The 23,837-nt window shown below is 69.7% G+C and carries 23 protein-coding genes; 13 read left to right on the top strand and 10 right to left on the bottom strand.

Going from position 1 to position 23,837, the window contains the following annotated elements; genetic code table 11:
- Positions 1–20 precede the first annotated feature (20 nt).
- The 3 genes from V2J18_RS09780 to V2J18_RS09770 are packed head-to-tail and all read left to right on the top strand — an operon-like array spanning position 21 to position 1,540.
- Positions 21–530, top strand: coding sequence for a copper resistance protein NlpE (locus V2J18_RS09780; protein WP_064749003.1), 510 nt, complete (start codon positions 21–23; stop codon positions 528–530).
- A gap of 7 nt (positions 531–537) precedes the next feature.
- Positions 538–1,053, top strand: a complete 516-nt coding sequence (gene greB / locus V2J18_RS09775; RefSeq protein WP_064749004.1) for a transcription elongation factor GreB — start codon at positions 538–540, stop codon at positions 1,051–1,053.
- A 7-nt stretch (positions 1,054–1,060) separates the two neighbouring features.
- Positions 1,061–1,540, top strand: a complete 480-nt coding sequence (locus tag V2J18_RS09770; protein ID WP_336131680.1) for a GNAT family N-acetyltransferase — start codon at positions 1,061–1,063, stop codon at positions 1,538–1,540.
- 364 nt (positions 1,541–1,904) lie between these two features.
- On the opposite strand, the gene V2J18_RS09765 is transcribed toward V2J18_RS09770, so the two are convergent.
- On the bottom strand, positions 1,905–2,309 hold the full coding sequence (locus V2J18_RS09765; protein ID WP_336131679.1) for a hypothetical protein: 405 nt from the start codon (positions 2,307–2,309) through the stop codon (positions 1,905–1,907).
- 129 nt (positions 2,310–2,438) lie between these two features.
- Here V2J18_RS09765 and V2J18_RS09760 point away from each other — a divergent pair, with 129 nt between their 5' ends.
- The 4 genes from V2J18_RS09760 to V2J18_RS09745 all read left to right on the top strand — a co-directional run bounded on the left by V2J18_RS09760 (position 2,439) and on the right by V2J18_RS09745 (position 5,068).
- A complete protein-coding gene (locus V2J18_RS09760) occupies positions 2,439–3,254 on the top strand; it encodes a helix-turn-helix domain-containing protein (RefSeq protein WP_064749007.1) in 816 nt (271 codons plus the stop codon).
- Positions 3,255–3,366: 112 nt separating this feature from the next.
- Complete coding sequence (locus V2J18_RS09755; protein WP_336131678.1) at positions 3,367–3,753, top strand: ArsR/SmtB family transcription factor; 387 nt, start codon at positions 3,367–3,369, stop codon at positions 3,751–3,753.
- Between the two features lie 154 nt (positions 3,754–3,907).
- The gene (locus V2J18_RS09750) at positions 3,908–4,462 is read left to right on the top strand and encodes an SRPBCC family protein (RefSeq protein ID WP_064749009.1); all 555 of its coding nucleotides are present in this window, start codon (positions 3,908–3,910) and stop codon (positions 4,460–4,462) included.
- Positions 4,463–4,576: 114 nt separating this feature from the next.
- The gene (locus V2J18_RS09745) at positions 4,577–5,068 is read left to right on the top strand and encodes an FKBP-type peptidyl-prolyl cis-trans isomerase (RefSeq protein ID WP_336131677.1); all 492 of its coding nucleotides are present in this window, start codon (positions 4,577–4,579) and stop codon (positions 5,066–5,068) included.
- 46 nt (positions 5,069–5,114) lie between these two features.
- Here V2J18_RS09745 and V2J18_RS09740 read toward each other — a convergent pair whose 3' ends face one another.
- From V2J18_RS09740 to V2J18_RS09730, 3 genes are all read right to left on the bottom strand, one after another.
- Entirely contained in the window at positions 5,115–6,110 is a 996-nt protein-coding gene (locus tag V2J18_RS09740; protein ID WP_064749010.1) for an LLM class flavin-dependent oxidoreductase, read from the bottom strand.
- Positions 6,111–6,264: 154 nt separating this feature from the next.
- Positions 6,265–6,771, bottom strand: a complete 507-nt coding sequence (locus tag V2J18_RS09735; RefSeq protein ID WP_064749011.1) for a hypothetical protein — start codon at positions 6,769–6,771, stop codon at positions 6,265–6,267.
- Between the two features lie 58 nt (positions 6,772–6,829).
- Positions 6,830–6,982 (bottom strand): hypothetical protein, encoded by a 153-nt coding sequence (locus tag V2J18_RS09730; protein WP_186442621.1) that lies wholly within the window; start codon positions 6,980–6,982, stop codon positions 6,830–6,832.
- Between the two features lie 165 nt (positions 6,983–7,147).
- Here V2J18_RS09730 and V2J18_RS09725 point away from each other — a divergent pair, with 165 nt between their 5' ends.
- On the top strand, positions 7,148–7,726 hold the full coding sequence (locus tag V2J18_RS09725; RefSeq protein ID WP_336131676.1) for a hypothetical protein: 579 nt from the start codon (positions 7,148–7,150) through the stop codon (positions 7,724–7,726).
- Between the two features lie 17 nt (positions 7,727–7,743).
- Here the strand turns inward: V2J18_RS09725 and V2J18_RS09720 are convergent, their stop codons facing one another.
- Positions 7,744–9,078, bottom strand: a complete 1,335-nt coding sequence (locus tag V2J18_RS09720) for a PQQ-dependent sugar dehydrogenase (RefSeq protein WP_336131675.1) — start codon at positions 9,076–9,078, stop codon at positions 7,744–7,746.
- A 79-nt stretch (positions 9,079–9,157) separates the two neighbouring features.
- On the opposite strand from V2J18_RS09720, the gene V2J18_RS09715 reads away from it, so the two are divergent.
- Complete coding sequence (locus V2J18_RS09715; protein WP_336131674.1) at positions 9,158–10,069, top strand: LysR substrate-binding domain-containing protein; 912 nt, start codon at positions 9,158–9,160, stop codon at positions 10,067–10,069.
- Between the two features lie 897 nt (positions 10,070–10,966).
- Here the strand turns inward: V2J18_RS09715 and V2J18_RS09710 are convergent.
- The gene (locus V2J18_RS09710; RefSeq protein WP_336131673.1) at positions 10,967–12,601 is read right to left on the bottom strand and encodes a serine hydrolase; all 1,635 of its coding nucleotides are present in this window, start codon (positions 12,599–12,601) and stop codon (positions 10,967–10,969) included.
- A gap of 125 nt (positions 12,602–12,726) precedes the next feature.
- Here V2J18_RS09710 and V2J18_RS09705 point away from each other — a divergent pair, with 125 nt between their 5' ends.
- A complete protein-coding gene (locus V2J18_RS09705) occupies positions 12,727–13,986 on the top strand; it encodes a TIGR03862 family flavoprotein (RefSeq protein ID WP_064749016.1) in 1,260 nt (419 codons plus the stop codon).
- A 303-nt stretch (positions 13,987–14,289) separates the two neighbouring features.
- On the opposite strand, the gene V2J18_RS09700 is transcribed toward V2J18_RS09705, so the two are convergent.
- Both V2J18_RS09700 and V2J18_RS09695 read right to left on the bottom strand, forming a co-directional pair.
- On the bottom strand, positions 14,290–14,919 hold the full coding sequence (locus V2J18_RS09700; RefSeq protein WP_336131672.1) for a hypothetical protein: 630 nt from the start codon (positions 14,917–14,919) through the stop codon (positions 14,290–14,292).
- A 190-nt stretch (positions 14,920–15,109) separates the two neighbouring features.
- On the bottom strand, positions 15,110–15,850 hold the full coding sequence (locus V2J18_RS09695) for a sulfurtransferase (protein WP_336131671.1): 741 nt from the start codon (positions 15,848–15,850) through the stop codon (positions 15,110–15,112).
- Between the two features lie 261 nt (positions 15,851–16,111).
- Here V2J18_RS09695 and V2J18_RS09690 point away from each other — a divergent pair, with 261 nt between their 5' ends.
- A complete protein-coding gene (locus V2J18_RS09690; protein WP_064749019.1) occupies positions 16,112–16,423 on the top strand; it encodes an HPF/RaiA family ribosome-associated protein in 312 nt (103 codons plus the stop codon).
- Positions 16,424–16,577: 154 nt separating this feature from the next.
- Here V2J18_RS09690 and V2J18_RS09685 read toward each other — a convergent pair whose 3' ends face one another.
- Entirely contained in the window at positions 16,578–17,147 is a 570-nt protein-coding gene (locus V2J18_RS09685; protein WP_064749038.1) for an HD domain-containing protein, read from the bottom strand.
- A gap of 220 nt (positions 17,148–17,367) precedes the next feature.
- The gene (locus V2J18_RS09680) at positions 17,368–22,314 is read right to left on the bottom strand and encodes a putative Ig domain-containing protein (protein WP_425605988.1); all 4,947 of its coding nucleotides are present in this window, start codon (positions 22,312–22,314) and stop codon (positions 17,368–17,370) included.
- A gap of 386 nt (positions 22,315–22,700) precedes the next feature.
- Between V2J18_RS09680 and V2J18_RS09675 the strand changes: the two genes are divergently transcribed.
- Positions 22,701–23,231, top strand: a complete 531-nt coding sequence (locus tag V2J18_RS09675; RefSeq protein ID WP_064749021.1) for a phage tail protein — start codon at positions 22,701–22,703, stop codon at positions 23,229–23,231.
- Positions 23,232–23,295: 64 nt separating this feature from the next.
- A complete protein-coding gene (locus tag V2J18_RS09670; RefSeq protein ID WP_336131669.1) occupies positions 23,296–23,826 on the top strand; it encodes a phage tail protein in 531 nt (176 codons plus the stop codon).
- Positions 23,827–23,837 lie beyond the last annotated feature (11 nt).

The following is a 23,837-nucleotide window of genomic DNA, read 5'->3' as shown; positions in this document are numbered from 1 at the left end:
CATTCCATCAGGATCCGACCGTGACCAAGCACCTGCTCGCCCTCGCCTGCCTCGCCGCGCTCTCGCTGAGCGCCTGCAAGAAGCCCGACGAAGCCGCTCCCGCGGCGGAAGCGCCCCAGGCCGCCGAAGCCGCTCCGGCCCCGGCGCCGGCCGCTCCCGCGGAGCCGACGCTGGTCGCCGAAGCGCCCAAGGCCGGTTTCGACGCCGCCGCCTTCGCCGGCACCTTCTCCGGCACCCTGCCCTGCGCCGACTGCAGCGGCATCGACACCAAGATCGACCTCAAGGCGGACGGCAGCTACACCGTCGACGAGACCTACCAGGGCAAGAAGGACGGCGCGTTCAAGGGCGATGGCCACTGGGCCGCGGAAGAGGACGGCAAGCGCCTGCGCCTGGACCCGAACAGCAAGAGCGACCAGGACCGCGTGTACGAAGTGGTGTCCAACGACGAGATCCGCCTGCTCGACCAGGAAGGCAAGAAGATCGAGTCGGAACTCAACTACAGCCTCAAGCGCGCCGGCGCGGCGCAGTGACGAGAGGATGAGTCGCTGGCGCCCTCCCGCCGAGCACGGCACCGCCCTGATCACGCGGGAGGGCCACGCGCGCCTGAAGCACGAACTCGACGAACTGTGGCGGCTGCGCCGCCCCGAGGTCGTCAAAGCCCTGGCCGCCGCGGCGGCCGAGGGCGATCGCTCGGAGAACGCCGAATACACCTATCGCAAGAAGCAGCTCGCCGAGATCGACCGGCGGGTGCGCTACCTGAGCAAACGCCTGCCGCTGTTGCGGGTGGTCGACACCGCGCCCAGCGACCCGCAAGCGGTGTTCTTCGGCGCCTGGGTCGAAGTCGAGAACGTCGCCGACGGCGAGATCGCGCGCTACCGCGTGGTCGGGCCGGACGAGACCGACGCCAAGCTCGGCCACATCAGCATCGACTCGCCGCTGGCCCGGGCCATGCTCAAGCGCCGGGTCGACGACGAATTCGAAGCGCTGCTGCCGGGCGGCCCGCAACGTTACGCGATCGTCGAGGTCGCCTATCGGCCGCCCGCCGAGGAGTGAGCCGCGCATGAGCGACGAGGCCCCTCTGCGAATCGCCACGGCGGCAGACGCCGAAGCCATCAGCGCCCTGGTCCTGGCTTCGGCGCAACACTGGATCTTTCCACTTTGCGATGTCGACGGCCGCGCCGTGCTGGCCGCCTCGATGGGCACCGAGGCCACCCGCGAGCGCCTGCTCGCCGGGCATGCCTACCTCGTCGCCGAAACCGAAGGCCGCATCGTCGGCGTGGCCGCGCTGCGCCTGCCGGCGCATCTGTATAACCTGTTCGTCGACGACCGCTTCCAACGCCGCGGCATCGCGCGTCGGCTCTGGTCCGGCCTGCGCGCGCATCCCTTGTTGAAGGACGCCTGGCCCGCGCAGATCACCGTCAACGCTTCGCGACACTCCGTCGGCGTGTACCTGCGCCTGGGTTTCGAGGCTCAAGGGGAAGAGCAGACGCGCGGCGGCATACCCTCGACACCGATGCTGTGGCGGGCGCCGCAGGCCTGATCGGGTCGACGCCGCGACCGCATCGACGTTCGGCGCAGATCGGCAAGTACGGCGACTCGATCCCCGGCCGCCTTATATCGCCGGGATCGGTCCGGGTTGCCATCGCCGGCGCGACGATCGACAACGCCGCTGCGAACAGACCCAGAATCGGTTTCATCGCGTTCTCCCGCCAGGGCTGCGCGAATCGGCGCGGGTCGGCACCCGAGCATCGGGCCCGATCGTTCATCGGACGCGCAATCCAATGCGTCCAGGCCACGGCGATGGCGACTCGCGGCCCCTCCGCCCCGACCCGACGGCCCAAAACGACGACGGCCCTCGCCTGAGCGAGAGCCGTCGATGCGACGGGGCGTTTGCAGCCCTGCCCTCAGCCACGCGACTGCCTGCGCAGGCCGAAGAATTGCAGTTCGGCGAAGATCGCCACCACCGCCGCCTGCGCCAACACGTAGGCCGTGCCCAGGGTGTTCGGCGCGATCGCGCCTTCGACCAGCACCAGGACCGAGGCCACGACCCACGCCAGGTTGGTCCCGATCACCGTCCACGCCATCGGCGGCGAGACCGTCTTGCGGGTCAACATCCAGCCGAGCAAGGCGGTCCAGGCCAGCAAGACCACGCCGCTGCGCTGCAGCCAACCCGCCTCGATGGCCAGCAAGCCGGACAAGGGTCCGGCCACGGCGAGTTGCAAGGCGCCGACGGCGCCGGAAATAACCGCGTCGGCGACCAGCGCACGACATAACAGAGAAGAAGGACGAGCTTGAGCGGCGATGGCCATGGTCGACTCCTGGAGGCTAGCGGGTGAAAGGGGGACGAATCTCGGTAGCCATCACACCGCCGCGGCGGCCGCGGGTCGATTACTTGCCAGGTAATGCCACCGACCGTGGCCTCGGGCTATGGTGAGCGCATGAACGATCTCCGCCCCGTGGGCGAGCTGTTGCGCGACTGGCGCCAGCGTCGCCGCCTGACTCAATTCGATCTGGCCGAAATGGCGCAGATCTCCACCCGCCACGTCAGTTTCATCGAAACCGGCCGTTCGCTGCCGAGCCGGGCGATGCTGCTGCGCCTGGCCGACCGGCTCGAAGTGCCGCTGCGCGAGCGCAACGTGCTGATGACCGCCGCCGGGCTGGCGCCGATGTACGCCGAACGCCGGCTCGAAGATCCGGCGCTGCGCGAGGCCCAGGCCGCGGTCGACCTGGTGCTGTACGGCCACGAGCCGCACCCGGCGCTGGCGGTGGACCGGCACTGGAACCTGATCTCGCACAACCGCGCGGTCGCGCCGCTGCTGGCCGGCGTCGCCGAGCATCTGTTGGCGCGGCCGTCGAACGTGTTGCGGGTCAGCCTGCATCCGGAAGGCCTGGCGCCGCGCATCGTCAACCTCGGCGAATGGCGCGCGCATCTGCTGCACCGGCTGCGCCACCTGGCCGACAGCACCGGCGACGCGGTGCTGGCCGAACTCCATGCCGAACTGGCCGCCTACCCTTGCGAGGACGATTACGACGAATCGATGCTGTCGCCGACGGCGCACGTGGCGGTGCCGTTCCGGGTGCGCAGCGATTTCGGCGAACTGGCCTTCATCAGCACCATCACGGTGTTCGGCACGCCGCTCGACGTGACCTTGTCCGAACTGGCGATCGAGTCCTTCTTCCCCGCCGATGCCGCCACCGCGCAGGCGATGCGCGCGTTCGGCGCGACCCTGGAACCGCTGCCGCCCAGCCATTGAGCCCAGCGACGCGGGCCGTTGCCCCCGCCCGGTCCTTACCGTCGGTCGGCGGGGCGGAAAATATTCAACCCATCGGTTGACAATCGTCCGGCCCGGCCAGATATTCAACTCTATGGTTGACTATCGCTCCGAACAGCTCGACGCCGTGTTCCACGCCCTCGCCGACCCGACCCGACGCGCGATGTTGCGACGCTTGGCCGATGGCGAGCGGAGCGTGGGCGAACTCGCCGAGCCCTTCCGCATGACCCTGGCCGCGGCGTCCAAGCACATCAAATCGCTGGAGCGCGCCGGTTTGATCGAGCGCACGGTGCGCGGCCGCATCCACGTTTGCCGCCTGCAGCCGGCGCCGCTGCACGGCGGTTACGAATGGCTGCGCCACTACGAACGTTTCTGGAGCCAGCGGCTGGACCTGCTGGAAGCGCTGCTGCACGAAGACGACCGGCGAGGCGCGCAGGACACCGCTCCGCCGTCGCGCCGCAAGCCGCGCCCCCGCGATTGAGCGCCCTCGCCGTGTTCGCCCGCCGCTCATCCGTCCCCATCGCCCTGCGGCCGCGCAACGCAGCGGTCGCCGGCGACGCCGCGTTTCGCTCGCTGCGCCGACCGGCCAGCGCGCGCCACCCCACACGCCGCTCCGCGGCCCGAAGGAGTCGCCGATGAACTCGCTCACCCCACTGGACTACGGCACCGTCGTCGCCACCGACACGGTGCGCATCGAACGCATGCTGCCCGGCCCGATCGACCGGGTCTGGGCCTACCTCACCCAGGCCGACCTGCGCGCGCGCTGGCTGGCCGGCGGCGAGATGGACCTTCGCCCCGGCGGCGCGGTCGAGCTGCGCTTCCGGCACAGCCAACTCAGCCGCGACGACGACGCCCCGCCGGACAAGTACGCCTACTGCGCGCAGGAAGTAAGCGAACACGGCCGCATCACCGCGATCGATCCGCCGCACCGCCTGGCCTACACCTGGAACGAAGCCGGCGACGAGTCGTCGGAAGTCGAGTTCGAGCTGCACGAGCATGGCGATCAGGTGCGATTGGTCGTGACCCATCGCCGCCTCGCCGACCGCAACGCCATGGTCAGCGTCGCCAGCGGCTGGCATGCCCATCTCGACGTGTTGCTGGCGCGGTTGTCCGATCAGGAACCGGGCGGGTTCTGGCGCAATCACACCCGCCTCGAAGCCGAGTACGAACGCCGCATTCCGGCGGATTGACCCACCGATGTCGCCGGCAGGGGCTAAGCTGTACGCCCTTGCCGGCGAACTTCGAGGTCGCGCGTGTCCGTATCAGCTTCCGCTCTTTCGTCCATCGTTTCATCCGCGCGCCCGATGGCGTTTCGCCGTCTGCGCGCGGCCCGCCTCGGCGCCGCTCTGCTCTGCGCCACGCTCGCCCTGAGCGCTTGCCAGCGCCCCGCCACCGAGGCTGCGGGCGAAGGCACGGCGTCCCAGGTCTACAGCGGCCGCATCGCCCAGTTCCAGACCATCGACGAGCGCGTCGGCACCGGCGCGACGGCGCAGCCGGGGCAGACGGTGATCGTCCACTACACCGGCTGGCTGTACGACGAGAAAGCCGCCGACAAGCACGGCAGCCAGTTCGACAGCTCGCTGCCGCGCGGCCGGCCGTTCGAATTCCTGCTCGGCGCGGGCCGGGTGATCCGCGGCTGGGACGATGGGGTCGCCGGCATGAAGGTCGGCGGCAAGCGCGTGCTGATGGTGCCGCCCGACATGGGTTACGGCGCCGCGGGCGCCGGCGGCGGCGTGATCCCGCCCGACACCTCGCTGGTGTTCGAGGTCGAACTGCTCGGCGTCGAATCGCGCTGAACCGCCGCGCGCCGCGCCCCGGAGCGCGACTCGCCCTGCGCGCGGCTCAGGCCGCGCGCAGGGACCGGCAGGCCTGCGCCGCCAAAGCGAAAGAGTGCAGGCGCGCGGCGTGGTCGTAGATGTTCGCGGTCAGCATCAACTCATCCGGGCGATGGCGGGCGACGAAGTCGGCGATGCCTTCGCCGACTTCGGCCGCATCGCCGACTACCGCGCAGGCCAGGGCCTGGGCTACGCCGGCTTTTTCCAGCGGCGTCCAATAGCTTTCGATATCGTCGATCGGCGGCGGAATCAGCCCCGGTCGGCCGCGGCGCAGATTGACGAAGGCCTGTTGCTGAGTGGTGAACAAGCGCCGCGCTTCGTCGCTGCGATCGGCCGCGACCGCGTTCAAGGCCAGCATCGCATGCGGTCGCGCCAACCGCGCCGACGGCGCGAAATCGCGCCGGTACAGAGTCAAGGCCTCGTCCATCGCATCCGGGGCGAAATGCGAGGCGAACGCGAACGGCAGGCCCATCGCCGCGGCCAGGCGCGCACTGAACAGACTCGAGCCCAGCAACCACACCGGCACGTCCAGGCCGGCGCCCGGCACCGCGCGCACCGCCTGCCCGGGCTGGGCCGGCTCGAAGTAATGCAGCAACTCCGCCACGTCCTGCGGAAAACTGTCGGCGCCGTCGTAATAGCGGCGCAACGCGCGCGCCGTGGCCTGGTCGGTACCCGGCGCGCGGCCCAGGCCGAGGTCGATCCGGTCCGGATACAGCGAGGCCAGGGTGCCGAACTGCTCGGCGACCTGCAGCGGCGCGTGGTTCGGCAGCATGATGCCGCCCGCGCCGACCCGGATGCTCGAGGTGCCGCCGGCGATATGGCCGATCAGCACCGCGGTCGCGGCGCTGGCGATGCCGGGCATGTTGTGGTGTTCGGCCAGCCAATAGCGCGTATAGCCCAGAGCCTCGGCATGCCGTGCCAGGGCCAGGCTGTTGGCGAAGGCCTGGCGGGTGTCGCTGCCCTGGGTCACCGGGGCGAGATCGAGTACGGAATACGGCAGCATGCGCGGCGATCCGGAAGAGATCCCTCCGATTTGGGGACCATCGCGCCCGATTCCAGCGCCGCTGCGTATCCGGCGCGGATACGCAGTGTTTCCGGCTCGGCGCCGAACCGCCCCGTATCGCCCGTTCCGGCAAAGCCTCGCGCGAGCGGCGGCGTCAGAACAGATCGAACCGCAGCCCTTCGCGCTCGTTGTCCCAGACCGTGCAGAACACCCACCAGCGGCCGTGCTCGTGGCAGAGCTGGATGCTGTTGGCGCCGCGCTTGAGCAATACCGGCGAATCCGGCGCCGGCCGCGCGTCGTACTTGCTCCAGACGTGGGCGACCTGGCCGAAGCGCTCGATGCGCTGGTCGGTTTCGACTTCGAAGAAGGACTGCTCGGCGAACAGGGGCGCGACGTTGGCGATATAGCTTTCGACATCGAATACCGCCGCCCGGGTCGAGCCGTCGGCCTCGACCACCGTGCGCAGCGACAAAGCGCGCGGATGCTGCAGATAGCGGAACCGGGCCCAGTCCCGCGGCGCGCCGGCCGGGCCGGAAATGCATTCGTAGACCGCGCGCACCAGCCGGCCGATGTCCTGCACGTCTTCGCGCCAGGCGGCGGGAACCGGGTCCGGAGCCTCATGCGCGCCGTGGCTGTGCGGCGAATCGAAAGCGTCGTTCATGGCCTGCCGTCCTGGTCGTGGTGAGAGAGAGAAACTGCGGCAACGCGCGGCCGGGCGCTCACCACGGCAGCGGCCAGCCCAGCGACGGCGCCGCCAGGCAGTACAAGGCCGCGGCGACCACGCCCCACATCGCCGCCTTGAGCAGGAAACCGACCAGTTTGAAGGCCAGATACAGTCCGACCGCCAAGGCCAGGATCGCCGCCACGCTCATGCATCGCTCCGCTGTTGCCGATTCGAGGCCCGAGCTTAAGCGCCGCGGCGATGGCCACCAAGTGCCGCACTGAGCGGTGCCTGAGCGGACCGGCGACCGGGCGCGACAAGTTCGCACGACAGGCTTAAGGTGACGCACTGGTCCGGTTCGCCTGCGAGTGCCGCGATGCCCTATTCCCGCTCCGTCGCCGCCGCTGCGGCATTGCTTGCGCTGTCCTCGATCGCCGGCGCGGCGCCGCCGGCCGCATCGCCCGCCGCGGACCTGGACCGGGTACGCGGCTGCTGGATCCAGCGCGTCGAGCCCGATGGCAAGGCCACGCGATGGTTGCGCCTGCTGCCCGATCACGAGCGCCCGAGCTGGCTCGGCGGCCAGATCCAGCGCGCCGATGGCGACGATCCCGATCGCCGCCTGCAGTTGGCCTTCTCGCGCGACGGCGAACGCGCCAGCCTGACCCGCGCCACGCCGGCGGCGCATGCGGGCGGCGCAACACCGCAAGGGTTGGTCGTGCAAACGCATACGCGGATCGATTTCGTCCGCGCGCTCGCCTCCGGCCAGGCCGCCGCCGATGCCGCCTCCGGCGCGACCACGCTGGAGTACCGCGCGAGCAACGGCGCGCAGCGACTGCGGGTGGAGGTCGAAGACGAGCGCTTGCGCCTGAGCATCGACGGCCTCGGGCCGCTGCGGCCGCGCCGGCCTCCGATCGCCCAGACCCTGTTCGACGGCCGCCGCGACGGTTGCGACTGAGGCGGGCGCCGCGCCGCTCAACGCGCCGCCGTCACCCGCCACACCGCGTTGCCGACGTCGTCGCTGACCAGCAGATCGCCGCGTCGATCCAGGCGCACGTCGACCGGTCGGCCGCGTGCGCGTTCCTTGCTGTCGAGAAAACCTTCCAGCACCGTCAGCGGCGCGCCGTCCGGGCGGCCGTCGCGGAACGGCACGTAGATCACCTTGTAACCGCTCTTGGGCTTGCGGTTCCACGAGCCGTGCTGGCCGACGAACAGGCCGTTGGCATAGCGCGGCGGCAGGCGCGTGCCGTGCGAGAAGGCGATGCCGAGCGAGGCAGTGTGCGGGCCGAGCGCATAATCCGGGACCACGGCCTTGGCGACCAGGTCCGGCCGCGCCGGCTGGACCCGCACATCGACGTGCCGGCCGTAGTAGCTGTAAGGCCAGCCGTAGAAACCGCCGTCGCGCACCGAGGTGATGTAGTCCGGCACCAGGTCGCTGCCGATCTCGTCGCGTTCGTTGACCGCGGTCCACAGCGCGCCGGTCTGCGGTTCCCAAGCCAGGCCGTTGGGATTGCGCAGCCCGGTCGCGAACAACCGCTTCTGGCCGCTGGCGCGGTCCAACTCCCAGATCGCGGCCCGGCCTTCCTCCATCTCCATCCCGTTCTCGCCGACGTTGCTGTTGGACCCCACGGTGATGTAGAGCTTGCGGCCGTCGCCGCCGGCGATCAGATTCTTGGTCCAGTGATGATTGATGCCGGCCGGCAGGTCGGTGACCTTGGTGCCGGCCTCGTTGATTTGCGTCGCGCCTGCGCGGTAGCGGAAACGCCAGACCGCGTCGGCATTGGCGACATAGAAGTCTTCGCCCACCAGGGCCATGCCGAACGGCGAGTGCAGGTGCTTCAGGAACACCGTGCGCAGCTCGGCCACGCCGTCGCCGTCGGCATCGCGCAGCAGGCTGATGCGGTCTGCGCTCGGCACCGCCGCGCCGGCGCGCTTCATCACCCGCCCGGCGACCCAAGCCTTCAAGCCCGAGGCCTTGCGCGCCGGCGCATTGCTTTCGGCGACCAGCACGTCGCCGTTGGGCAGCACGTGCAGCCAGCGCGGATGATCCAGCCCGGTCGCATAAGCGTTCACCGCCAGGCCTTCGGCCGGCGTCGGCGCCGTATCCGCCGGCCAGCCCACCGCCGGGGCGATGTTGACGGTCGGAATCGCGGTCGGATTCGGCGCCGGCAGTTGCGGCCGCGGGCCGGTGCCGTCGGCCACCTGCAGGTTCGCGCGCTCGCCGCAGGCGCTGAGGACCAAGGCGGCGCATGACAACGCCAACGGTCGGACCATGCGGATTCTCCTGCGTTCGCGGCGTAGCGCCAGCATGCCCGCGATGCGGCCGGCGGGCTGAGAACGCGGTCACCGCCTTCCGCCAGAACCCGCGGCGACGCCTAGAATGCGGCGCATGAAGATCACCCTCGACGAATTGCAGGCTTTCGCCGCCGTGGTCGACAGCGGCTCGATCACCGCCGCCGCGCAGGCCTTGGCGCAGACCGTATCCGCGGTCAGCCGCACCCTGAACCGGCTCGAGAGCAAGCTGGGCACCACCCTGTTGCGGCGGACGACCCGGCGCCTGGAGCTGACCGAGGAAGGCGAAGCCCTGCTCGTCCGCGCACGCGCCATCCTGGCCTCGGTCGAGGACGTCGAAGAGCAGATGGCGCTGCGCCATCAACAGCCGGCCGGGCGCCTGCGCGTCAACGCCGCCTCGCCGTTCATGCTGCATGCGATCGTGCCGCTGATCGGCGATTTCGGCCGTCGCTATCCGCAGATCGAGCTGGAGCTCAACACCAACGACCAGATCATCGATCTGATCGAACAGCGCACCGACATCGCGATCCGGATCGGCCGCCTCGCCGACTCCACCCTGCACGCCCGGCCGCTGCCCAGCAGCCGCCTGCGCGTGCTCGCCAGCCCGGCCTATCTGCAGGCGCACGGCGAACCGCGCAGCGTCGCCGACCTGAGCGCGCACCGCCTGCTCGGCTTCGCCCCGACCGCGACCTTGAACCGCTGGCCGCTACGCGATGCGCACGGCGCCGAGCTCGACATCGCGCCGCAGCTGCATGCCTCCAGCGGCGAGACCTTGCGCCAGCTCGCTCTGGCCGGCGAAGGCATCGTCTGTCTGTCGGACTTCATGACCCGCGACGACCGCCGCCGCGGCGAGCTGGTGCAGGTGCTGGCGGGGCAGACCCTGGACGTGCGCCAGCCGATCAACGCGGTGTACTACCGCAACACCCCATTGGCCTCGCGCATCGCCTGCTTTCTGGATTTCCTCGCCGAACGGCTGGAGCCGCGGAACGGCACCGCGGCCTGGGAATGAGCGGCGGCGACAAGGAAAGGCCCCGCACCGCGTAGCGCCGCGATGCGGGGCCGTAAGTGGCGCGGCGGGCACGGTCCCGCGACGCACCACAAGCATCCGCCGCTCCCCTGGAGACGAAACGGCGGGTCGACGACGATCCCGTCTTGACTAGACAACGCAGCACCGCCCCGCCCCCCTACCCGAGGCGGACGGACGGCGGGAGCTGGCGGACCGGAGCCCTGTCGGCGGAAGTTGGGGCGCCGTGCACCGAAACCGGCCCCACACATGAAAACGAAGCTCCCCCGCTTCCCGCCCTTCGGCGACGGCGCTCGCGGAGGCCGTGGCGACGGTCGCGGCCCGCGCCGCTCCAGCCCCAACCGCAGCGACAGGGGCGTTGCCGTTGCCGTAACGAGCTTGGCGCCGCATCGAACTCGCGAGAACGCACCGAAACCCCGGAGGGCGGCCCGCAGGGAGGGCCGGTGCGGAGCGGCCCCGTGGAAACCACGTCCCATAGGGGCTTTTGAGCCGAAACCGCCATGGCGTTTTCTTTGGTTACTTTTGACCGAAGGAAATCCAGTAGGACGTTATCGCCTTGGACACAGAAAGTGACCCGCCCGCTTGCGGACGGAAGCTTTGCTTTGAAACTTTTGCCACAGAAGCCGGCGCGAAGGTTTCGAGCTTCGGTCAACGGCGGAGGCGTTGATTTATCTGCGCGTTCCTTGGTCGCGGCTTACGCCGCTCCTACAGGGTCTGAGGACAAAGACGCCGCGAGCGGGCGAGAGAGCGGTCGCGACTTGGGCCGCTCCTACCCCCGCCATGGTTTCGGGCTTCGATCGTTGGCGTCGGCGTTGGGCTCTCTGCGTATCCCGTGGGCGCGTGGCTCGCGCCGCTCCTGCAGGAGACCCGCGGACCTGCGGATCAGGCACCGGTCGTCGCCGCGACCGGACTCAAACGCAGATCCTGGAAGTCGAAACTGAAATCGGTCAGCGGCGACACCGCCTCCATGCGCACCTCGCGCACCTTGCCGTCCGCAGTCAGAGCGAAATTGACGAAGGCATCGGCGTTGAGCCAACGCCGGTCCCAGCGCACGATGAAACTGTCGTGCTGCCAGTGCTCGAGCGTACCGACCAGTTCTGTGGTGCGGGTGAAGCGCAGGCGCAGCTTGCCGTCGGCGGCGGCCTCGATGCTCACGTCGCCGTACCACGGATCGCGATAGGTGCCGGCATAGCCTTGCGGCGGCAGCGATGGGCGAGAGTCCGGCGCGCGCGCGGCCACGTGCTTGTTCCAGCTTTCGTCGGCCTTGCTGCGGCTTTTGGCCAGGGCCGCCGCATAGGCCGCATTCCAATCCGTGCGCGGCGCCTCCAGATACGCGTCCAGCGCACGCATAGTCACCGCCTGAAACGCGCCCGGCAATTCGGCGTTGGTCAACACCACCACGCCGAGCTTGTGCTCCGGCACCAGGGTCACGCGCGAGACCATGCCCGGCCAGCCGCCGGTATGCCACACCAGCTTGCGGCCACGATAATCGGTGAGCTGCCAGCCCTCGCCGTAGCCGGCGAAGTTCGGCTTCGCCGCGGCCAGCTCCGGCACCGAGGGCTCGAGGATCGGCATCGGCGTCACCACCGACCACATCGCCTGCTGGCGCTGGGCGCTGAACAAGCGTTGTTCTTTGTCGCCGCTGCGCGCGTATACGCCGCCGTCGAGCTGCACGCGCATCCACTTGCCCATGTCATGGACGCTGGAATACAGGCCGCCGGCGCCGGCGACGTTGGCCCAGGTCATCCGCGGCGCCGGCTGCAAGTCCTTGAAGTCGGCCTTGGCGTGGCCGCTGGCGACCTTGTCGCCCGGACGAAGCGCATCGCTGTTGTAACGGGTTTCGTCCATGCCCAGCGGACGGAAGATGCGTTGCGCCAGGAACTCGCGATAGCTCTGCCCGCTGGCTTTTTCGATCACCAGCTGGGCCACGCCGTAGAGGATGTTGTCGTAGGCGTATTGGGCGCGGAAGCCGCCGCTGAGGGGCACGTCGGCCAGGCGCCGCGCCACTTCTTCGTTGCTGTAGTCGGTGCCCGGCCAGTACAGCAGGTCGCCGGCGCCCAGGCCCAGGCCGCTACGGTGGGCGAGCAGATCGCGCAGGCGCATTTCGCGGGTCACGTAGGGATCGGCCATGCGGAACCAGGGCAGATGGTCGATGACCCGGTCGTCCAGAGCCAGCTTGCCCTCGTCGGCCAGCATCGACAGCGAAGCGGCGGTGAAGGCTTTGGTGTTGGACGCGATCGCGAACAAGGTGTGGGCGTCGACCGTTTCCGGCTTGCCCAGCTCGCGCACGCCGTAACCGCGCTCCAGCACCACCCGGCCGTCCTTGACGATGGCCACCGCGATCCCCGGCACCTCGAACTGGCGCCGCACGCCTTCGACGTAGGCATCGAAGTCGCGCAGTGGCTCCGGCAGCGGCGCCGGCTCGGCCGGTGCGGTCGCCGGCGCTGCGCCGGCGACGCCGGCGCTCAGGCACAGCAGCAGGCCGGCGCCTTGGGTCTTCCAGTCGGATCGGGGCATGGTCGGGTTCCGGGACGCGAAGCCCGCACTGTGGGCGATGCCGCGCCGCCGCGCCAGAGCCGGAACGGGCCGATGGCGAGCGCGGCATAATAGGCGGCCGTCCGCCCCTCCTCCCCCACGACCGCATGTCCGCCGTTTCTTTTCCTGCCCTGCCCGGCCTGGCCGTGATCGGCGGCGGCCCCGCCGGCCTCATGGCGGCGCAGACCGCGCGCTCGCTCGGGGTCGACGTCGATCTGTTCGAGGCCAAGGGCTCGGCGGGGCGCAAGTTCCTGATCGCCGGCAAGGGCGGGCTCAACCTCACTCACGGCGAACCGCGGCCGGATTTCGACCGCCGCTACGGCGCGCGCGCCGAAGCGATCGGCCGCTGGCTCGACCGCTTCGATGCCGATGCGCTGCGCGAGTGGGCGCGCGGTTTCGGCGTCGAGACCTATGTCGGCAGCTCCGGGCGGGTGTTCCCGCTCGACCGCAAGGCCGCGCCGCTGCTGCGCGGCTGGGTGCGGCGACTGCGCGAAGACGGCGTGCGCTTCCACGTACAGCACCGCTGGACCGGCTGGGCCGCAGACGGCGCGCTGCGCTTCGACACGCCCGATGGCGAACTGCGGGTGCGCGCCGGCGCCAGCGTGTTGGCGCTCGGCGGCGGCAGTTGGCCGGAGTTGGGCTCGGATGGCGCCTGGGTGGCGCCGCTGCGCGAACGCGGCATCGATATCGCCGAACTGGAGCCGTCCAACTGCGGCTTCGACATCGGCTGGAGCGAGCATTTCGCCTCGCGTCATGCCGGAGCGCCGCTCAAGCCGGTGGTCGCGCATTGGCGCGATGCCGAGGGCGAACGCGCACTGCAGGGCGAATGCGTGGTCACCGCCGGCGGCATCGAAGGCAGCCTGATCTATGCCTTGTCGGCGATGCTGCGCGACGCCATCGCCGCGCATGGCGACACCGTATTGCACCTGGACCTCGCACCCGGCCGCGACTTGGACCGCCTGCAACGCGACTTCGCCCAGCCGCGCCGCGGCCGCAGCGTCGGCGAGCACCTGCGCCGGCAGACGGGGCTGGACGGGGCCAAGGCCGCGCTGGTGTTCGAAACCCTGGGCAAGCACGGCCTCGACGACGCGGCCGCCGTCGCGCGCACGATCAAGCGTCTGCCGCTGCGCCTGCGCGGCGCGCGCCCGATCGCCGAAGCGATCAGCAGCGCCGGCGGCGTGCGCCTGGAGGCGATGGATGCGCAGTTGCGCCTGCAAGGACTGCCAGACGCGGTGTACTGCGCGGGCGAAATGCTCGACTGGGAAGCGCCGACCGGCGGCTACCTGCTCACCGCCTGCTTCGCCAGCGGCCTGATCGCCGGCGAAGCCGCCGCCCGCCGCTTGCTGGCGGCCGCTCCGGACCCGTAGCAGCGGCGCCCGACGGGGACTTTCCTGCGCTCGTCGCCACGACCGCCGCACCGGCGCGTCAACGCTGTGGTCCCGGCGTGGATGCGCGCCATCCCGGCCAGCGCACGTGCGTCGCCTGTCTGTGGGTACTTGCATGGCATCGCGTCGCGTCGGCTGTCGCGGCTTACGCCGCTCCTGCAAGAACGCGGCCATACGCCGCCCCTGTAGGAGCGGCGTAAGCGGCGACTACCGCAGCGGTTCACGTCGGCGCTGCGTCCGAAGCTCGGACATGCGGTGCACCGCAGGGACCGCCGTGGCCGCCGCTCAGCCCGCGGCCTTCTCCTGCGCCTTGCCCAGGTAGAACATCGACGCGCACAGGCCCACGCCCTGCGACGTCGCCGCCGGCAGGTCGCTGCCCTGCAGCGCGATCAGCTTGATCACGTCGCCGGTGGCCTCGCTGACCTTGGCCAGAGCGATGAAGCCGGTCGGGGTGGTGCCGCAGTAGGCATTCGCCGGGGCCTTCTCCGGCGGCTTCTGCTCGATCACCCGGCGCAACTCGATCGCCTGGCTGGCCTCGACTTGCATGATCGCGCCGTAAGTCTCGCCGGCCGCGTACTGATCGCCGCCGCGCACCAGGGCGACGCGTTCGGTCTTGTACAGCGCGCCGTTCTCGCCCTTGAGCTCGAGATCGTCGATGGTCAGTTTGCCGGTCATGGCTTCGGCCAGCGGATTGCCGGGCTCGAAAGTGCCCAGCGCGACCGGGGTCAGCACCGGCGGCGAAGCGCGCGTGCCCGGATCGGCGGCCGGATCGGGCACCGTCTGCGGTGCCGGCGGCGGCGCTGCGGTGGTTTCCTGCGGGGCGGCAGTGTTGACCGGCGCGCTCTGGTTGCAGGCGGCGATCGCCATGACGGCGAACGCCAATGCGGACAGGGCGGGAAGCGAGCGTCGGTTCATCGAAAATCCTCGTTCTGATGCAAGCGCGGGCGCCTGCCATGCGCAGACCGCCCGCTCGCGGCGCGTCGTCGGGGGGAGGCCGGCGCGAAGGCGCAGGCGCGACACGAACGCGCAGCCTAACCGTTCGCCCGGCGTGGCCGGGTTAATAGTTTGTAAGAAACGGTAAAAGTTGCGAAATCCGTCTAAACCGTCAAGCTGCGGCGTCGTGCAACGGCTGCAGCTGCGGATCCAGGGCGACGCGCTCGTCGAAGACGAAGCAGCGGCCGTCGTAATGGCGTCCGCCGACCTGCTCGAAATAGCCCAGGATGCCGCCGTCGAGCTGGAGCAGATTGTCCATGCCGTCGGCGCGCAGCCACAACGCGGCCTTCTCGCAGCGGATGCCGCCGGTGCAGAAGCTGACCACGGTCGCATCGGCGAGCGCCTCGCGATGCGGCGCCAGCGCCTCGGGCAGTTCGGTGAAGTTGTCGATCGGCAGGGTCAGGGCGTCGGCGAAACTGCCGTAGCCGACTTCTTCGCGATTGCGCGTGTCCAGCAGCACCACCGGCCGGCCGGTGTCGTCGCGGCCAGCGTCGAGCCAGCGCGCCAGGGTCTGCGGCGACACCGTCGGCGCGCGTTCGCGCAGCGGCGAAGCCCCGTCGCGCCGGAACGCGATGATCTCGCGCTTGAGCTTGACCTTGAGCCGGGCGAACGGCATGCCCCGGCTGCGGCTGTACTTGACGATCAGATCGGCGAAACGCGGATCGGCGCGCAACTCGCCCAGCACGTCTTCGATCGCCTGCGCGGCGCCGGCCAGGAACAGGTTGATGCCCTCGCCCGCGACCAGCGCGGTGCCGCGCAATTGCAACGCTTCGGCGCGTTCGCGCAGACGCGCGGCCAGGGCCGGCGGGTCGGCGATGGCGACGAAGTGATAGGCGGCGATATTGACGATCATCGGCCCATTCTACCTTGCGCGCCGAATCCGCCCCGGCGGCGCGCCCGCCGGGCCGTCTTTGCCGAATCGGGCGCCGGTCCGCGCAGCCGATCCGCGAGGCTCGCATGTTCCGGCTGGGCCGAAGCTGAACGCCGCGAGAACCTTCTGCGGCATCCCCGGTCGGACTTAGGGCATGGCCGCAACGCGAATGCGCGGACCGTGCGAGAAGCCGCCGCAGGGGCGGCGGCTTCGCCCTCTCACTGCGCCAAAGGAGGCGTCTGCATGAAGGTTCAGCTCAACACCGACCACCACCTGCGCGGCGACGAATCGCTCGCCCAACACGTCGAAGGCGTGGTCGATCACAGCCTGGGTCGCTATCGCGACCAGGTCACCCGGGTCGAAGTGCATCTGCGCGACGTCAACGGCGCCAAGGCCGGCGGCGGCGACAAGCACTGCACCATCGAAGCCCGCCTCGAAGGCCGGCCGCCGGTGGCCGCGACCGAGGATGCCGACACCATGCGCGCGGCCATCAGCGGCGCGGCCCGCAAGCTGCAGCGCGTGCTCGACAGTTCGCTGGGCCGGCTGAGCGCGTAAGCGCCGCCTCCCTGCCCGTCACGTTCCGCACGCCTGGCCGGACCTTGCCGGGCGCTGCGGCCCCGGCGACCGCGAACCGGTCGTCCCTCCGGCGCGCCCGTCCTGCGGGCGCGCCTTTCTCTTGCCGGCACGCCCTGCGGCGCCGCGCCGGCCCTCAGCGCTTGGTGGTGATGGCCCGGCGCAGGTTGTTGCGCGCCGCCGCGTCGTAGCGCCGGTGGTAGTGGTCGCTGAGGAAGATCCGCTCGCGCTTGAGCAGCCCTTTGAGAAAACGCCGGCGATTGAGCCGGAACAACGGCCCCGGCACGTGGCCGCGGTACTCCGAGGCGATGCCGCGGTCGTAAGCGTCGAACGCCGCCGGCTCGGCGCCGAGGATGGCCATGTCGCCGTCGAGGAACAGCCGGGTTTCCTCGTCCACGTCCTCGCGCGCGATCGCGCCGTGGCGCGCGGTCAATTCGATCAGTTCGGCGACGCGATCGGCGTCGATCCCGGCCAGGGGCAGCCAACGCGCGATGTGCTCGCGCGCCAACTGCGCCGACCGCGCCTCGTTGTCGCGCCGGCCGGCCTGGTAGACCGCATCGTGGTACAGCACCGCCAATGCGACCTCCATCGGCTGCCGCCAGCCCGGGCCCGCGGCGACATCGGCGTAGTGGCCCAGCACTTCGGCGACATGGCCGAGGTTGTGATAGGCCCGCGGCGGAGTCGCATAGGCCGACTCCAGCGCCATGCGCAGCTCGTCGGGCAGGCTCAACGGCAGCTGCTCCAGCGCCGCTGCGGACAATCGCGCAGGCACGCGTTCGACGGAAGGCGGAACGGGATCGGGCATTGCGGCGACCGCACGACGGAACGGAGCCCCATCTTGGCATTTCGGCGACCGCCGCGCGCGCCCTCCCCCGCGCATCGTCCTTGCGGCGGCGGGCGCGGCCTGGGCCGCGCCCGCCCCGATCTCAGTACTTCTTCTCGAAGTTGATCAGGACGCTGTGGTCGTCGTCGTTGCCGCTGCCGAACAGGCCGCGGTATTCGAAGCGCAGCGCCCAGTCGCGCTCGCCCTGCAGCACCGCGCCGAGACCGAACACGTAGCGATTGCGGTCCAGGCCGACGACGCGCGCGCGGTAGAACGGTCCGCCGAGCATGTCGGCATAGCTCATCGTCGCGATGCTATCGTCCTCGAAGTCGTGCTGGTACTCCAACAGCACCCGCGGCGATAAGCGCCCCCAGCTCATGTCGTAACGGTAGTCGATGCGCAGACCCAGGCTGGTGGTGGTGGTGTCGACGTCCTGGTCGCGATAGTGCAGCGCGTACAGCGGATCGCCGCGCTCGGTGTAGCCGTCCAGGCGCGCACGGGCGATGTCCAGGCGCGCGTACGGGGTCACCCGCAGGCGGTCGCGCTGGTGCTCGAAGCCGGCCGAGACCGAACCGAACCACTGCTTGCCGTCGCGCGAACCGCTTACCGTGCCGCCGGTGTCGGTAACGTAGCGGCGGGTGTCGAACGAGAGCCACTGGTAGCCGAGCAGGCCGTCGAGATAGAAGGTCTTGCCCGGGTGATAGCTGGCGTAGCCGACCAGGCTGTAGCTCTCGGCCTCGCTGCGGCTGCCGCGCTGGCCGACGTCGGTGTCGTCGCGGCCGTAGCCGACGCCGCCGCCGAGGGCGAAGGCGTCGCTGAGGCGCACGTCGGCGCCGGCGCTGATGCCGCTGGTCTCGAAATCGAACCCGGCCGAGCCGCTGCGTCCGTCGCGGTTGCCGCTGTTGATCGTGCCGCCGGTCCACAGGCCGTAGCGGGTGCCGCTGCCGGCCACCGGCGCCGGCTCGGCCAGCGCCGCGCTGTCGTCGCCCAACAGCGGCTGACGGCAATCGCTGCCCGGAGTGCGGCGCGCTTCGTCGCGGCAGCGCGAGTCGATCGAGAAGCTCAGCCCGTTGTCGAAGCGGGCGCCGTTTTCGCCGCCTTCGTGCAGGCCTTCCATGCGCCGCTGGAAGTTGCCGATCTGGCTGTTGGCGAAACGCCGCGCCGCCGAGGTCTGCGCGCCGAGCAGGCCGAGCACTTCGGCGTCCTTGGACGGATCGCTGCGCGGCGCGACTTCTATCTCGACCGTCGCCGCCGCCGAGGTCGCATGCGCGTTGCTGATGGTGAAGCTGGCCACGGCCACGCCGGCGTAACCGATCACCGGCGTGTAGCGCAGTTGGAACCCGCCGCCGGAGCCGACGATGGCCGCCGCACCCGAACCGGCCGGGGTCAGCGAGACCAGATGGGCCGCGGTGAACGGGCCGCCGCGCGCGCCGGTGGTCAGCTCGACCACGACCGTTGCGCCCGCGACCGTGCGCACCCGCCGCGACACCGCCACCGGCACCGCGTTGACGGTGATGGTCGAGGTGATCGGCGCGGACGGGCCGAAGGCGTTGTTGAGCGTGTAGGTCAGAGCGATCGCGCCGGCGGTGTCGGCGGCCGGGGTGTAGACGATGCGCGTGCCGTCGACCGTCGCCGTGCCCGAGCTCGGCGGCGCCAACAGGGTCACGCCGGTGAACGGGCTTCCGCTCGCGCCGGTCGCCGCATCGATGGTCACCGCCGTGGTCGACAGCGTGGTCGCGGTCTGCGGCTGGCCGACCGGAACCGGCAGCGCCGCGACCGTCACGGTCACGGTCGCCGGCGCCGAGGTGCCGCCCGGACCGGTCGCGGTGTAGGTGAAACTGTCGCTGCCGAAATAGTTGGCGGCCGGCGTGTAGACCACGGCGGTGCCGCTGACCGCGGCGCTGCCGTGGCTCGGGAGCGTCGCCACCGCGATCGAGGCGATGATGCCGGTGTCGTTGGCGACCACATCGATGGTCGCCGGGACGTTGGCCAAGGTGCTGGCGCTGTCGTCGACCGCGACCGGCACCGCGTCGGCGACGACGATGCTGTAGCCGATGGTGCGGTTGTAGCCGGCATCGTCGGTCGAGCGCACGGTGAAGCTGTAGTTGCCGGCCAACACCGGCGTGCCGCTCAGCGTGCCGGCCGAGGAGAACGCGATTCCGACCGGCAGCGCGCCGGACACGATCGAGTAAGTGTACGGCGCGATGCCGCCGCTGCTGCTCAGGCTCTGGCTGTAGGCGCTGCCGACCACTCCGTTCGGCAAGGTCGACGGCGAGATCACCACCGTCGCCGGGTCGATGCGCAGGGTCCGCACCACGCTCGCGTTCTGGCCGTTGGCGTCGGTGGCGCGCACGGTCAGGCTGAAATTGCCGTCGCTGCGCGGCACGCCGGACAGCGCGCCGGCCGAGCTGAAGCTCATCCCGATCGGCAGCGAGCCGGCCAACAGCGAGTAGCTGTACGGCGCGACGCCGCCGCTGGCGCTGAAGTTCTCGCTGTAGGCGGTGCCGGCGGTGCCGTCGGGCAGGCTCGGCGGGTCGATGGTGATGCTCGGCGCGCCGACCTGGATCACGTAGTTCTGGTCGATCGAGAACGGCGCGCCGGTACCGGTGCTGGAATCGGTGGCGCGGACGGTCAGCGAATAGCTGCCCGGCACGGTCGGGGTGCCGCTGAGCACGCCGGCCGAGCTGAAGCTCACGCCGACCGGGAGCGAACCGGCCGTCAGCGAGTACGAGTACGCCGGGGTACCGCCGCTGGCGCTGAAATTCACCGTGGTGGCGACGCCGTACGGCATCGATACCGTGCCGGCGGCCGGGGTCATGCTCAGCGTCGGCGCGCCGACCGTGAGGGTGAACGATTCCGACTTCGTCGACGGCCCGTCGCCGGTGCTGCTGTCGGTGGCCTGGACGTTGACGGTGAAGCTGCCGGCCTGGGCGGGCGTGCCGCTGACGGTCAGGCTGTCGCTGCCGGTGGCGGTCAGGCTCAGGCCCGTCGGCAGTCCGCTGGCGCTGTAGCTGGCGTAAGGCGCGGTACCGCCGCTCCAGGTGAAGCCGACGCTGTAGCCGGCGCCGACCTGGGCATTCAACGAACCCGTCGGGGTGACCGTGATCGTCGGCGGAGCGACGACGATCGAGACCGTCGCCGGCGCCGAGGTGCCGACGCCGTTGGTGGCGGTGTAGGTGAAGCTGTCGGCGCCGTAATAGCCGGCCGTCGGCTGGTACGTGATCGAGGCGCCGCTGGCGATCGAGGTGCCGTGCGCCGGGGCGCTGCCGATCGCGACCGAGGTCGGCGTGCCACCGGTGATCGACAAGGCGATCGGGGTGGCTCCGGCGTTGTAGGCGACGGAGGCCGAGACCGGGTTGGCGATCGGCGCGATGTCGGCGATCTGCAGCGTATAGCCGCGCGGCGCCGAGTTGTACGGTCCCGAGCCGGTGCTGGAGTCGGTCGCGACGACGGCGAAATTGAAGGTGCCCGGCGCAGTCGGCGTGCCGCTGAGGTTGCCGGTGCTGGCCGACAGGGTCACGCCCGGCGGCAGCGAGCCGGCCGTCAAGGCATAGGTATAGGGCGAGGTGCCGCCGCTGGCCGGGTTGAGGGCGGCGCTGTAGGCCGCACCCAGCGTGCCGTTGGCCAGAGTGGTTGCCGGCAGGGTCACCGTCGCCGGATTGATGGTGAAGATGTAAGCGCGCGAGCCGGTGTAGGGCGCGCCGGCGCCGGTGCTCTGGTCGGCGGCGATGATCATGAAATTGAACGACCCGCCCGCGGTCGGCGTGCCCGACAGAACGCCGCCGGCGCTGATGTTCAAGCCCGGCGGCAAAGCGCCCGGCGGTGCCGAGAACGTGTAGCTGCCGTTGCCGCCGCTGGCGCTCAGGGTCTGGCTGTAAGCCACCCCGACCGTGGCTGCCGGCAGGACCGGCGGATCGACGTTGATGTTCGGCGCCGCCACGACCAGGCTGTAGGCGCGGCTGCCGACGAAGCTGTTGGCGTCGGTGGCACTGACGGTGAAGTTGAAGGTTCCCACCGCGGTCGGCGTGCCGCTGAGATCGCCGCCCGTAGACAGGGTCAGGCCCGCCGGCAGACTACCGGCGGTGACCGCGAACGTGTACGGCCCGGTGCCGCCGGTAGCGCTGAGGGATTGGCTGTAAGCGACCGCGGAGGTCGCATTGGACAACGTCGGCGGGCTGACGACGATGGTCGGCGCCGCCGCGACGGTGACGGTGTACAGGCGGCTGCCGATGTTCTGCGAAGCGTCCTGCGCGGTACTGTCGTCGTCTGACAGGATGCGGAAGGTGTAGGTGCCGGTTGTAGTGGGCGTGCCGCTGATCACGCCACCGGCGCTCAAACTTAATCCCGGCGGCAGCGAATCGGGTTCGGCCTGCACTGAATAGCTGTAAGGCGCCACGCCACCGCTGCTGGCGAGGGCGGTGTTGTATGCAACACCGACAGCCATAGCTGGCAGCGTAGCGGGTGAAATCGTCGGCACGACCGTGGGAACAGCGATGCTGTAACTTTTGACAGTGCTCAACGGTGTCGGCGTGCTCGAATCGGTCACCGTAATCGAAACCGAGAAAGTACCGCGTTGTGTCGGCGTACCGCTGAAAGTACCGGACGCAAAACTCAGCCCAGTCGGCAAGGTTCCGCTCGTTTGGACGAAGGTATAAGGGTCCGTGCCGCCGCTGGCGGCCATAGTGGCATTGAATGGCTGTCCAAGGACCGGCGAAATGGTCGCCGGGGTGACGGTAATCGGCGACGTCGGCGCGCTGATGTTCACGTTGACGGTGACAAAGCCGCCTATGCCATCCCGGAAAACAAAGCTGTCGCTTGTCGCTGTATTTCCGTTGTGTGTGTAGGTAACGAGTTGGGCAAGCGGATCGGTCGATGCCACGCCATGAGTCGGAGGCGTGGCGATATTACCGATACCGCTGTCATCGGGACCGTCGCAGGCACCGGCGTCTAGGACATGAGTTCCTCCGTTCGCGACGGAGATCGTGAACGTAGTGCAGTAGATGCCGGCCGTTGCCCAGCCGGACCACAGCAACGACACCGCCAAAAGCATCAAAACAGCGCCGCAGCGCTGAAGCCGCCTCAAACCGCGCAAATGATGCGAGTTCGCGCTATGCATGCCATGCCCAACCATAGTCCAGCCCCCCGCCCCGGCCTTGGTGCGATTCCTCGCCCCCAACTGCCGAAGCTCCGCTTTGCCAAATCCGGCTTTTGCGCGCCCGTCTTGCCTGGACGACGCCCCTTTCTCGACCAGTTACGCAATTCGACGGAAAAAGCGGCCGCCTTTGCCCCGACTTTGCGTTAAGCCAAGTCATGGCGCGTATGCGCCATGGCGGCTCCGGTCGGTCGTCGCCACCGTCGCTCGACGGGCGAGCCGGCCGCGATCCGTTCCGCAATCCGACCCGAAAACGGTTCGGACGCCATCCTCCGGGGGAAGAGATGACAGAAGTATTCTTGGGACAAATCATCATGGGGGGATTCAACTTCCCTCCGAAAGGCTTCGCCTTCTGCAACGGGCAGTTGCTGGCGATCGCTCAAAACCAGGCCTTGTTCTCGCTGCTGGGGACGCAGTACGGAGGCAACGGCCAGACCAATTTCGCCCTGCCCAACCTGCAGGGGCGAACGCCGGTGGGCTTCGGCAATTCGGTCGATCCGGGTTGGAACCCCTCTCCTTACAACATCGGCGAAACCGGCGGCGTCGAGAACGTCACCCTGCTCAGTACGCAGTTGCCGACCCACACTCACGGACTGGTCGGTACCAGCGGCGCCGCAGACGTGCGCACCGCCCGCAACAATTACTACGCCAAGTCTACCCTCGACATGTACGCGCTCACCAACGGCCCGCAAGTAGCGTTGTCGCAGGCCACGCTGGGTCCACAAGGCAACACCCAGCCTCACACGAACGTGCAGCCCTACCTCGCTATCAATTTCTGCATCGCTCTGGTCGGCATCTACCCGTCGCGCAACTGACGCACCGGCCCACGCGCCGGTCCGTCCGGCTTTCTTTCAGCATCCGCGTTACGGAGTCCACACCATGAGCGAACCTTACGTCGGCGAGATCCGCATGTTCGGATTCGGCCGGGTACCCACCGGCTGGTTTGCCTGCGACGGCAGCCTCTACCCGATCTCCCAGTACGAGACCTTGTTCGTCCTGCTCGGCACCACCTACGGCGGCGACGGCGTGTCCACCTTCGCCGTACCCGATCTGCGCGGCCGCGTGCCGGTGCATTTCGGCAACGGCCCGGGCTTGAGCCCCTATGTCATCGGCCAGCGCAGCGGCGTCGAAAGCGTCACCCTGGTTTCGGGCCAGATGCCGCAACACACTCACACGGTGGTGGCGACCACACTGCTTTCCACCGTCAAGCAGCCTGGATCGACGGTGGAGTTGGGGGCCCTGAGCGGCGACACGATGTATCTGACCGATATCACCGGCCTGCCGCCGGTCCCGCAGGCAGCTGCCGCGGTGACGCCGGCCGGCGGCACCCAGCCGCACGACAACCTCATGCCCACCCTTACGGTGCAGTTCTGCATCGCCTGGGCCGGCATCTTCCCGTCGCAGACTTGATACGGCGTCCC

Origin of the sequence: Lysobacter firmicutimachus, assembly GCF_037027445.1 — a bacterium.
In the GTDB taxonomy this organism is placed as follows: domain Bacteria; phylum Pseudomonadota; class Gammaproteobacteria; order Xanthomonadales; family Xanthomonadaceae; genus Lysobacter; species Lysobacter firmicutimachus.
Note: the sequence above shows the minus strand (reverse complement) of the source record. Positions and strands in the feature narration are given on the sequence as shown.